Here is an 11636-nt window from a genome sequence, read left to right on the forward strand (position 1 = left end):
CCCCCCCTCTCCCCCTCTCCCCACCCTCCCACCACCATGACCATCACCGCACCCCCTACCACCGCCCTGCTCTCGGTTCACAACCTAACCGTGGACTTTCGCACCCGAGCTGGGGTGGTCAAGGCCCTGGAAGGGGTGAGCTTTGCCTTGCGGCCAGGGGAGACCCTGGGGATTGTGGGGGAAAGTGGCTCTGGCAAGTCGGTGACGGCGTTTACTCTGATGGGGGTGTTGGACCGGGCCGGCAGGGTGACCCAGGGAGAGGCCTGGTTCCAGATGGGCGACCAGAGGGTGGATCTGCTGCAAGGGGCAGAAAAAACCCTGCGATCGCTGCGGGGCAAAGAGCTATCGATGATTTTTCAGAACCCCCGCACGGCTTTGAACCCGATTCGGCGGGTGGGTAAGCAGGTGACTGACGTGCTGCGCTGCCATAGCGACTTACCCCCAGACCAGCTACGAGAAAAGGCGATTGATTTGCTCAATCGGGTGCGCATCCCCGACCCGGAAAAGCGCTACGATGCCTACCCCTACGAACTATCCGGGGGCCTGTGCCAGCGGATCATGATTGCCCTGGCGTTGGCTTGCTCTCCCCGGTTGCTAATCGCCGACGAACCTACTACCGGCCTGGATGTGACCACCCAGGCCACGGTGATGAACCTGATCAAAAGCCTGGCCGATCAGCGACAGATGGCCACCCTGCTGATTACCCATGATCTAGCCCTGGCCTCCGAATACTGCGATCGCATTGTGGTGATGCACGCCGGTCATGTGGTGGAATCTGCTCCTGTGCATAGCCTGTTCGTTGCCCCCCGTCACCCCTACACCGCCAAGCTGATCGCCGCCACCCCCGAACCCCACAAAACCTTCGCCGATTTGATTCCCATCCCCGGCAACCTGCCCGACCTGAAAGCCCCAGACCTGCCCCCCTGCCGCTTTAGCCGCCGCTGCGATCGGTTTGAACCCGGCCACTGCGACCAAGCCCCCCTGCCCCGGACCGCCATCTCCCCCGAACACCAGGTCGCCTGTTGGAAACCGCTATAGAAATAAAGAAGAACGAAAAGGGAAGAACGAAAAGAGAAAAATTCAAAATTCGACATTCGACCCACCCCTACCCACTTCGACAGGCTCAGTACAGGCCTCCCAGGAGGGGATCCCAAAATCCAAAATCCAACCCACCCCTACCCACTTCGACAGGCTCAGTACAGGCCTCCCAGGAGGGGATCCCAAAATCCAAAATTCAACCCACCCCTACCCACTTCGACAGGCTCAGTACAGGCCTCCCAGGAGGGGATCCCAAAATCCAAAATCCAAAACCTCCCCCACCTTCCCATCCACCCACCTTCCCATCCACCCATCCACCCCCCACTCCCCCACTATGCCCACCCTCGCACCCCCCACTCCTTTACTCCAAATCAAACACCTCTGCAAACACTTCCCTGTGGGCAAGGGGGCTCACTTGCATGCGGTGGACCAGGTGTCTTTCGATATTTACCCGGGGGAAAGCCTGGGTCTGGTGGGGGAATCGGGCTGTGGCAAATCCACCCTGATTCGGCTGATTACCCGTCTGCTGGATGTCACGGCGGGGGAAATTCGGTTTGATGACACTATCCTCAGCACGGTGTCGGTGAAACAGTTTCCCCAGAGTCGCTACCGCAGCGACATTCAGCTGGTGTTCCAGGACCCCACCGATAGCCTCAACCCCCGCTATACCGCCTATGACACCATTACTGAGCCGCTGAAACGGTTGGCCAGAATCCGCGATCGCAGTCAACTACAGCCGCGAGCCCTGGAACTGGCAGAGTGGGTCGGCCTCGATCCTGAATTGCTGGGCCGTTTTCCCCACCAGTTGTCGGGGGGGCAAAAGGCCCGGGTGGGGATTGCTCGGGCGATCGCCCTTAACCCCAAGCTACTGGTACTAGACGAGCCCACCTCGGCCCTGGATGTGTCGGTGCAGGCGATTATTCTGCATTTGCTGGCCGACCTGAAACAGCGCCTGGGCATGAGCTATTTGTTTGTCTCCCATGATCTGAATGTGGTGCGGCTGCTGTGCGATCGCGTGTTGGTTATGTACCTGGGCAAAATTGTCGAGTCAGGCCCGGTAGAGCAGGTGTTCAACTATCCCCGCCATCCTTATACCCAAGCCCTGATTTCCGCCATCCCCAGCTTTGAGGCCAAGCCCCATCCCATCCCCCTGACGGGGGAAGCCCGCAGCCCCATCAACCCCGACCCCCAGGTCTGTCGCCTCTATGGTCGCTGCCCCCACGGCCAGGACCTGTGCCAGCAGCAGATGCCAACCCTGCAAGAATACGAGCCGGGGCATTGGGCGGCCTGCCATTTTCCCTTAGAGCTTTCCATTTAGGGGGCTTCTAGAGCATCGGCATTGCATAACAAAAGTATGAAGTGGCAGTGGTCAGCCCTGGAGCCAAAAACGCCCGCCAAGGATGCATTGAAAAGCGCAATTAGTACGTTCTCATTGCTCTGGTTTGAGGCTGACGTCAGCCATTGCCCACCCCTACAATGTATCTGGGAAAAACTCTGGAGAAAACATCTCAAACAGCACCCTGCCGTAGGGTTCATAGTGCTGCACATTCCCCTGCCCCACACAGCGACCAATTTCTTGGTGCAACAACGTCACCATTAGGCGTACCAGCTCCCAGTTCACCCGCAGGGTGGGGTACAGCATCACACACAGGGGGAACAGTTCCTGGGCGATCGCACCCACATTATTTTCCAGCACACAGGTCCAGAGATAAATCTGAAACATCTCCACATCCCGCACGCTGGAGGTGCGCACCACATCGCTAGCCAGGGGGCCAGTATAGGTGGCGTAGCGGGGGTAGGCTTTAGCGACGCGATCGACAATTGTTTTCGCAATACTGGTAATGGCGGGCAAGGCCAGGCGCATAGTTTGCAGCCGGGGATGATCGTAGTCGTAGTTGGCGGCGGCTTCGTAAGCCCGGTGCAGTGGCATATACAGCTGGTCATCGACCACCTTGAAGAAGTCCTGTAAGGCTGGTCGCTCTGCTTGGGGAGCCGCTTCAGACAGCATCTGGCCACAGTAGTGGAACTGCATGCTGACGAACCCAATCACCCTGGGGTCAACGGCGGTGTGGGTTTGCCGAATCACCCCCAACTTTTTAGAGGCCGTAACTGAGAACCGCTGAGGAGACGTATCGTTGGCGTAGGCCTCAAGCACCGCCTCATAAACCTGGTGGACATCTTTAGCAATCATCCAGGGATCGATTAAGTCGCGATCGATTTGGTGTCGGCGAATCTCGTGGCCAATCAAGGTCTCAGTCTTGTTCCAAGCATTAGCACTGATGGAACGCAGCATATCCATCAGGTTTTGGACCACATCCCCCTTAGACTGGGACTGGTCGAGGTTGGCTAGAACCTGATCCTGGCGATGCAGGTTTTCAACATACTTCCTGGCCCACACTTCTGGGAGAGACAACGTTTTACCGCTGGATTGGGCCGTGAGATTAGAATCGGCATAGGATTGGAAATTGGCCAGCATAAAACAGTCAACCTGAATCACTCCATTTACAGACCTAAGACCGAAACCAGACTTGAGTCTATGTTAAGCAATGTTAAGCTGCTCTTAGCTGCGAGTCAACTGAAGAAATTACCGAGATACCATGGGCGATGATTGAGGCATATCAGTGGTTTTGCGGAGATAGTTTTGCCAGGGCGATCGCGGCCATCAGCCCAAAACGTTAAACCCAACACGTTAAGATTGAATACTGCACCTAATCCTCTATATCAGTTCAAGCCCTATGGTCGGTTCCGCCCGTCAGTATCACATCACTACCTTTGGCTGTCAGATGAACAAAGCCGACTCCGAACGGATGTCCGGCATCTTAGACACCATGGGTCTGACCTGGACTGATGACCCCTACGCCGCCGATGTGGTGCTATACAACACCTGCACCATCCGTGACAATGCCGAGCAAAAGGTGTACTCGTACCTGGGGCGTCAGGCCAAACGCAAGCACGAAAAGCCAGACCTGACCTTAATTGTGGCCGGGTGTGTGGCCCAGCAAGAAGGAGCAGCCCTGCTGCGGCGAGTGCCCGAACTAGACCTGGTGATGGGACCCCAGCACGCCAATCGGCTGCAAGATCTGCTGGAACAGGTGCTGGACGGTAACCAGGTGGTGGCCACCGAGGCGGTGGAAATTATGGAAGACATCACCAAGCCCCGGCGGGACAGCGATGTCACAGCCTGGGTGAATGTGATTTATGGCTGCAACGAGCGCTGCACCTACTGTGTGGTGCCTGGGGTGCGCGGGGTCGAGCAATCCCGCACCCCTGAAGCCATTCGAGCCGAGATGGCAGACCTGGGTCGTCAGGGGTTCAAAGAAGTCACCCTGTTGGGCCAAAACATCGACGCCTATGGTCGCGATCTGCCCGGCTCCACCGCCGAGGGACGACACCAGCACACCTTCACTGACCTGCTGTACGCTGTCCATGACGTACCCGGCATCGAGCGCATCCGCTTTGCCACCAGCCATCCCCGTTATTTCACTGAACGACTGATTCGGGCCTGCGCTGAACTGCCCAAGGTGTGCGAGCATTTCCACATTCCCTTTCAATCGGGGGATAACGACGTACTCAAAGCCATGGCCCGGGGCTATACCCACGAAAAGTATCGCCGGATTATCGAGACTATCCGCCGCTACATGCCCGATGCCGCCATCAGTGCCGATGCGATCGTGGGGTTCCCTGGGGAAACCGAGGAACAGTTTCAACACACTCTGGATCTGGTGAATGACATCGCCTTTGACCAGTTGAATACGGCGGCCTATTCCCCCCGTCCCGGCACCCCCGCTGCCCTGTGGGAGAACCAACTGCCGGAGGCGGTGAAGGCGGAGCGCCTGCAACGGCTGAACCACCTGGTGGCCCAAAAGGCGGCAGAACGCTCCTTACGCTACCAGGGGCGGATCGAAGAGGTGCTGGTGGAAGCCATCAACCCTAAGGACCCGACCCAGGTGATGGGCCGCACTCGCGGTAACCGTCTCACCTTTTTCCCTGGGGACTTCGCGACCCTAAAAGGAGAATTGGTCCAAGTCAACATCACTGAGGTGCGCCCCTTTAGTCTCACGGGAGAACCACTCCAGGCCCTAGTCGCGGCTGGCTAGAACGCCGGTTCAGATCCCAGGGTTCTGTCCCTGGATGCCCCAAAATTCGTGGCCAATCAGCCCAAAAACCCTGGGATCTTGGCATACTATACCGATGCTCTAGGCCAAGTTGGGGGCAAGGCTTAACGTTAGACCCAGTCAGGAGACGCTTTATGCAGGTACAAATTGAATACAACTTGAACCGAGTGCCTGATGACCTTAGCTGCGATCGCCAGTGATACCCGCCTGAATTAATCAACCTGCCTTTTCCCTCTGCTGCATCATGGTGTCGTTCTCTGTCTTACCCTGGTCTCGCCTTTGCCGCTGGCTGGTAGTCTGTGCGGCCATCCTATCGCTGGCTGCTTGCAGTGTCCCAGCTTTAGACCAGAGCCTTGGGTATCACATGGTGTCCCCCAGCCCGGATGGCATTGGTAAAGTGTACATGGGGCGGGAAATTGCCCAAACCATGGGACACCGAGGTGCGGCCTGGCTCGATCGTCCCAGCCGCATGCTCCAGGAACGACCGATCGCGGCGATCCAGGGGCTCGATTTAGCGCCTGACGCCGTGGTTGCCGACATTGGTGCGGGCACCGGCTACTTCGCTAGCCGCCTCGCCCGCCGTCTGCCCGAAGGGCGAGTGCTGGCGGTGGATATTCAGCCTGAAATGCTAGCCTTGATGCAACAAGAGCTGGACCGACAAGGGATCACCAATGTGGAACCGGTCCTGGGACAGGTGGATGATCCTAACCTGCCGCCCAACAGCATTGATTTGGCCCTGATGGTAGACGCTTACCACGAGTTCGCCTACCCTTACGAAATGATGCAGGGTATTGTGCAAGCCCTAAAACCAGGGGGGCGTGTGGTACTAGCCGAGTACCGGGCAGAAAATCCACTGATCATGATTAAGCGCTTGCACAAAATGAGTCAGACCCAGGTGAAAGCCGAAATGGCCGCCGTGGGGCTGGAGTGGTTAAAGACTGAAAATTTTCTACCCCAGCAGCATCTGCTGTTTTTCCAAAAGCCGGACGCCACAAAATGAGACAATAACGTTTGACTATGACCCAAGGATTTTGTCCCATGCTAAAGCGTCTGGCCACCGTACTCGTCATCATCGTTGCCGTAGCCCTACAGAGTTGTGTCGCAGGCGGCGGTCTACAGGGCTACTTTGATCAGTACTCTGGCTATGAATTTCTCTACCCCAACGGCTGGGTGGAAGTGCCGGTACCCGGGGTAGCTGATGTGGTGTTCCATGACATCATTCACGAAACTGAAAATGTCAGTGTGGTGATTGGTGATGTCCCAACCGGCACTACCCTGGAAGACTTAGGTTCTCCCACAGAAGTGGGTTACAAGCTGTCTAAAAGCTTCAGTGCCCTGTCGGGGGATGATAGCAATGTCGAGTTGCTTAATGCCCAGCGAATCGACACCGCTGACAACAAAACTTATTACATTCTGGAGTACTTAGCGGAGCTGCCCACTGGCCGTCGTCATAATCTGGCCAGCGCCATTGTCCGCCGGGGCAAGTTATTTACCTTTAACGCCTCCACCACCGAGGAGCGTTGGGAGAAAATGAAGGCGATGATGAAGCAAGCTGTGGCCTCCTTTAAGGTGTCTTAACGACGATTGCCATGGTCACCTCTGCTCGTCCGCAGTTTGTTCTAGCATCCGCCTCTAAGGCCCGTCGACAACTACTCGGGGGGGCTGGTATTCACCCCTTTGTCTGTCCCAGTCACTTTGACGAAGACCAGGTGCAGGTGACAGATCCAGCCACCTACGTGACCACCTTGGCTCGGTGTAAAGCCAACGCGGTGGTGCCACAGTTTGCCAATGCTCTGGTGCTGGGCTGTGACTCGGCCTTGGCCTTGGGGGGGCAAGTTTACGGCAAACCCGCCGACAAAACCGATGCGATCGCCCGCTGGCAAACCATGCGAGGTCAGATGGGGGAGTTGTATACCGGCCATAGCCTAATCGCCCCCAATGGATTGACCCTGGTGCGCTGTGCCGTTACCCGGGTTTATTTTGCCGATGTTGACGATGACATGATTACGGCCTACGTCAATTCAGGGGAACCCTTAGCCTGTGCCGGGGCCTTTGCTATTGATGGTAAAGGGGGGCTTTTGGTTGACAAGCTAGAGGGGTGTCACACCAATGTCATCGGCCTCAGTCTGCCCCTACTGCGGGTGATGTTAGAGGAACTGGGCTATCGAGTGACGGATTTTTGGTAAGGGTTCCTTTTCCGATACTATGGAGAAATGCTCGAAACTGAGCGGCCTTAGCATCAGACTCTGAGCGTATTCCAAGTCAACGGCTAGTTATGTCAAGGGGGCTGAACTTATCCCATTAGACCAGTCTAGTCATCCCCTGGGGGGGGCAGATCAGGGTTGAAGTCCTAAGGGGCCGATTGGCTTTAGAGTGTTCTCGCTAAAAACTTGTCCAGAGTTTTGGCAAGATCAATGCCTCTGGCTAAGTCTACTGTCTGAGATACGGACATGGTTTAGATGGAATACTCTTGGTAAGGTCGCAGGATGGTAAGGTTTTCTGTTGTTAGTGAATCCCTAGAAAAGGTACAGGAGCGATATGAGCGCAGAGGTTTTTGATAAGGTTCAAAAGATTGTCAGTGAACAGCTTGGGGTTGAAGAAGCGGAAGTCAAGCCTGAAGCTAGTTTTGCCAACGACCTTGGCGCTGATTCTCTTGATACTGTAGAGCTCGTCATGGCTTTGGAAGAGGAATTTGGCATTGAAATTCCTGACGAAGCGGCAGAAAGCATTGCTACTGTCCAAGATGCTGTCAACTTTATTAAGGAAAAAGCGGCGGCCTAAGCTGGGCTAGTCGGCTTCTCTTGGCCGGAGCAGTCTAAGCTTTCCCCTATGGCAAAGGCTGAGCTGCTCCGATAATTTTGTTTTAATCACCAGGTTCAGGTCGTTCCCCAAGGGGTATCCCTTAAGGCCGACCGAGACTGGTTCATGGTTTACCTGACACTCGGTTATGGCTAACTCTGACTCTAAGCGCGTCGTCGTCACTGGTATGGATGCCATCACTCCAATTGGCAATAGTTTAGAGGACTATTGGGAGGGGTTGGTGGCTGGGCGAAATGGGATAGAACGTATTACCGCGTTTGATCCGTCCCGCCATGCCTCCCAAATTGCTGGGGAAGTCAAGGGATTTAACCCTGGCGACTTTTTAGACAAAAAAGAGGTGAAGCGCATGGATCGCTTCGCCCAGTTTGCGGTGATTGCCAGTCAACGGGCATTGACCCATGCTGACTTAGTCATTACCGACTTAAATGCTGAACAAGTGGGCACCTGTATTGGGTCAGGGATTGGTGGGCTCAAGGTGCTAGAAGACCAGCAGGAGGTTTACCTGACCCGAGGCCCCAGCCGCTGTAGCCCGTTCATGATTCCGATGATGATTGCTAACATGGCGGCGGGGCTAACGGCCATCCACACCGGGGCCAAGGGGCCTAGCACCTGTGCTGTAACCGCCTGTGCCGCTGGTTCCAATGCGATCGGCGATGCCTTTCGGCTGATCCAAAATGGCTATGCCCAAGCCATGATTTGTGGTGGCACTGAGGCGGCGGTCACCCCCCTGTCCCTAGCTGGTTTTGCGGCTGCCCGGGCGCTGTCTACCCGGAACGATGATCCAGCCCATGCTAGCCGTCCCTTTGACAAGGATCGCGATGGCTTTGTGATTGGCGAAGGTTGCGGCATTTTAATCTTGGAGGAGCTAGAGCATGCCCTGAGTCGTGGCGCTACCATCTACTCTGAGATGTTGGGCTACGGCATGACCTGTGATGCCTACCACATGACCTCCCCAGTGCCCGGGGGAGCGGGGGCAGCTCGCTGTATTCAAATGGCCCTGAAGGACGCTGGGGTGGTGCCCGAGCAGATTAGCTATATCAATGCCCATGGCACCAGCACCGGGGCCAATGACCCCACCGAAACCCAGGCGATTAAAACCGCCCTGGGGGAGGCGGCCTACAACATTGCGGTCAGTTCGACTAAATCGATGACCGGCCACCTGCTGGGTGGGTCTGGGGGCATTGAAGCGGTGGCCACTTGTTTGGCGATCGCCAATGACCTGGCTCCGCCTACCATCAACCTGGCTACCCCTGACCCGGATTGTGATTTGGATTATGTGCCTAATCAAAGTCGGCCTATGCCTATTGAGGTAGCGTTGTCCAACTCCTTTGGCTTTGGGGGGCACAACGTTACCCTGGTATTTCAGAAATACCGTAGCTAGAGCTACAGGTTGGTAGGTATAATAACTTAACAAAGCGCCTTCAGGTGCTTAAGCTTTGTGCCCTTGCCACGGTAGACGTATTGACAATCGCTGAGTTGCGGGGTCTGCTGGAAGGCAAAGGTAATGTGTTTGTGGCCTTAATTACTGAAGGTCAGTGACCGTGTTAGCCCCAAGGCTATTTGTGTGGCTGTGTGCTGCTGCTCCGAAAACCCGTCGTTAAGCTGTTGAAACTATGGCTGTTGCAACCCAAACCCTGGAAGAGCTCTGTATTAATTCCATTCGCTTTTTAGCGATCGATGCCGTGGAGAAGGCCAAGTCTGGTCACCCCGGTTTGCCCATGGGGGCTGCACCTATGGCCTATGTGCTGTGGGACAAATTCATGCGGTTCAACCCCAAGAATCCCCAATGGTTTAACCGCGATCGCTTTGTGCTATCGGCGGGTCATGGTTGCATGCTGCAATATGCCCTGTTGTACCTAACTGGCTATGACAGCGTCACCCTAGACGACATCAAGCAGTTTCGGCAGTGGGGGGCGCGTACCCCTGGTCACCCCGAAAACTTTGAAACCCCTGGGGTGGAAGTAACCACCGGACCCCTGGGGCAGGGGATTGCCAATGCCGTTGGCCTGGCCATGGCTGAAGCTCACCTGGCGGCCAAATTCAACAAGCCCGATGCCACGTTGGTGGACCACTACACCTATGCGATTTTGGGAGATGGCTGCAACATGGAGGGGGTTTCTGGGGAAGCCTGTTCCCTGGCCGGGCACCTGGGCTTGGGTAAGTTGATCGCCCTCTACGATGACAACCACATTTCCATCGACGGGTCTACGGATATTGCCTTTACAGAGGACGTGGCCAAGCGGTTTGAGGCCTACGGCTGGCATGTGCAGCATGTGGAAAACGGCAACACTGATCTTGATGCGATCGCCCAGGCGATCGAAGCGGCCAAGGCGGTTACCGATCGCCCCTCGATGATCAAAGTCACCACCACCATTGGCTACGGATCTCCCAATAAACAAAACACTGCTGGAGTCCACGGGGCAGCGTTAGGCGGCGATGAGATCAAGCTCACCCGCGAAAATCTGGGCTGGTCCTATGAGGATTTTGACATTCCCGAAGATGCTCTGAACCATATGCGCAAAGCGGTTGAGCGCGGGGCCAGCTACCAGGCCGAATGGGAAGAGATCCTGGCCACCTACCGCACCAAGTACGCCGCTGAAGCCGCTGAATTCGAGCGGATGTTGGCCGGTAAGCTGCCGGAAGGCTGGGCTGACGCATTACCCACCTACACCCCCGAGGACAAGGCCCTGGCTACTCGGAAAAACTCGGAAATGACCCTGAATGCTCTGGCGCCAGTGATCCCTGAACTGATTGGCGGCTCCGCTGACCTGACCCACTCCAACCTGACCGAGCTGAAAATTTCCGGCAGCTTCCAGAAAGGAGCCTACGAAAATCGCAATCTGCGCTTTGGGGTGCGGGAGCATGGCATGGGGGCCATCTGTAACGGCATTGCCCTGCATAACTCGGGGTTGATTCCCTACTGTGCCACCTTCCTGGTGTTTGCCGACTATATGCGGGCGGCGATTCGCCTATCGGCCCTGTCCCAGGCGGGGGTAATCTACGTCATGACCCACGACTCTATTGGCCTGGGCGAAGACGGCCCCACTCACCAGCCGGTGGAAACCATCGCTTCCCTGCGGGCGATTCCTAACCTGACGGTAATTCGCCCTGCCGATGGCACTGAAACCTCAGGGGCCTACAAGGTAGCAATTGAAAATCGCCATGCTCCCACCCTGATGGCCTTTAGCCGCCAGGGCCTGCCCAACCTGCCCGGCTCTTCAATCGAAGGGGTGGCCAAAGGAGCCTACGTAATCGACGACTGCGACGGCACCCCCGATCTGATCTTGATTGGCACTGGTAGCGAAGTCAGCCTTTGTGTGAAGGCGGCGGCAGAATTGCGTGCCGCTGGCACTAAGGTGCGAGTAGTGTCCATGCCCTCTTGGGAGCTGTTTGACGCCCAAGACGCCGCCTACCAAGAGTCGGTGCTGCCCCAAGCGGTGACCAAGCGCCTGGCGGTGGAAGCGGGCATTGCCATGGGCTGGTGTCGCTACGTGGGGGCCACCGGGGATGTGGTCAGCGTTGACCGGTTTGGTGCCTCGGCCCCTGGGGGTCTGGTGATGGAGAAGTTCGGCTACACCGTTGAAAATGTGGTGAACCGGGCCAAAGCATTACTGGGCTAAGTCTCTGGGTTAAGTCTGGCTCAGTCTGGACTGTTCCAACGAG

At 56.4% G+C, this 11636-nt stretch carries 10 protein-coding genes; 9 read left to right on the forward strand and 1 reads right to left on the reverse strand.

Features of this window, described 5'->3' with window-relative positions:
* The first annotated feature begins 36 nt into the window (after positions 1-36).
* Together E1H13_RS20985 and E1H13_RS20990 are read left to right on the forward strand one after the other, a co-directional pair.
* The gene (locus E1H13_RS20985) at positions 37-1038 is read left to right on the forward strand and encodes an ABC transporter ATP-binding protein (protein WP_169616327.1); all 1002 of its coding nucleotides are present in this window, start codon (positions 37-39) and stop codon (positions 1036-1038) included.
* Positions 1039-1372: 334 nt separating this feature from the next.
* A complete protein-coding gene (locus E1H13_RS20990) occupies positions 1373-2356 on the forward strand; it encodes an ABC transporter ATP-binding protein (protein WP_169616329.1) in 984 nt (327 codons plus the stop codon).
* 153 nt (positions 2357-2509) lie between these two features.
* On the opposite strand, the gene E1H13_RS20995 is transcribed toward E1H13_RS20990, so the two are convergent.
* Positions 2510-3514: a hypothetical protein gene (locus tag E1H13_RS20995; protein WP_240966765.1), complete on the reverse strand. Its 1005-nt coding sequence runs from the start codon at positions 3512-3514 to the stop codon at positions 2510-2512.
* 259 nt (positions 3515-3773) lie between these two features.
* On the opposite strand from E1H13_RS20995, the gene miaB reads away from it, so the two are divergent.
* The 7 genes from miaB to tkt all read left to right on the forward strand — a co-directional run bounded on the left by miaB (position 3774) and on the right by tkt (position 11593).
* Entirely contained in the window at positions 3774-5135 is a 1362-nt protein-coding gene (gene miaB, locus E1H13_RS21000; RefSeq protein ID WP_169616330.1) for a tRNA (N6-isopentenyl adenosine(37)-C2)-methylthiotransferase MiaB, read from the forward strand.
* Positions 5136-5397: 262 nt separating this feature from the next.
* Positions 5398-6153 (forward strand): class I SAM-dependent methyltransferase, encoded by a 756-nt coding sequence (locus E1H13_RS21005; protein ID WP_169616332.1) that lies wholly within the window; start codon positions 5398-5400, stop codon positions 6151-6153.
* A 38-nt stretch (positions 6154-6191) separates the two neighbouring features.
* A complete protein-coding gene (gene psbP / locus E1H13_RS21010) occupies positions 6192-6731 on the forward strand; it encodes a photosystem II reaction center PsbP (protein ID WP_169616334.1) in 540 nt (179 codons plus the stop codon).
* A gap of 11 nt (positions 6732-6742) precedes the next feature.
* Positions 6743-7339 (forward strand): nucleoside triphosphate pyrophosphatase, encoded by a 597-nt coding sequence (locus E1H13_RS21015; RefSeq protein ID WP_169616336.1) that lies wholly within the window; start codon positions 6743-6745, stop codon positions 7337-7339.
* 352 nt (positions 7340-7691) lie between these two features.
* The gene (gene acpP, locus E1H13_RS21020; protein WP_169616338.1) at positions 7692-7934 is read left to right on the forward strand and encodes an acyl carrier protein; all 243 of its coding nucleotides are present in this window, start codon (positions 7692-7694) and stop codon (positions 7932-7934) included.
* Positions 7935-8100: 166 nt separating this feature from the next.
* Positions 8101-9354 (forward strand): beta-ketoacyl-ACP synthase II, encoded by a 1254-nt coding sequence (gene fabF, locus E1H13_RS21025; protein WP_169616340.1) that lies wholly within the window; start codon positions 8101-8103, stop codon positions 9352-9354.
* A gap of 232 nt (positions 9355-9586) precedes the next feature.
* Entirely contained in the window at positions 9587-11593 is a 2007-nt protein-coding gene (gene tkt, locus E1H13_RS21030; protein ID WP_169616342.1) for a transketolase, read from the forward strand.
* The last annotated feature ends 43 nt before the right edge of the window (positions 11594-11636 follow it).

The sequence above is a fragment of the Nodosilinea sp. P-1105 genome (genome assembly GCF_012911975.1).
Taxonomy (GTDB): domain Bacteria; phylum Cyanobacteriota; class Cyanobacteriia; order Phormidesmidales; family Phormidesmidaceae; genus Nodosilinea.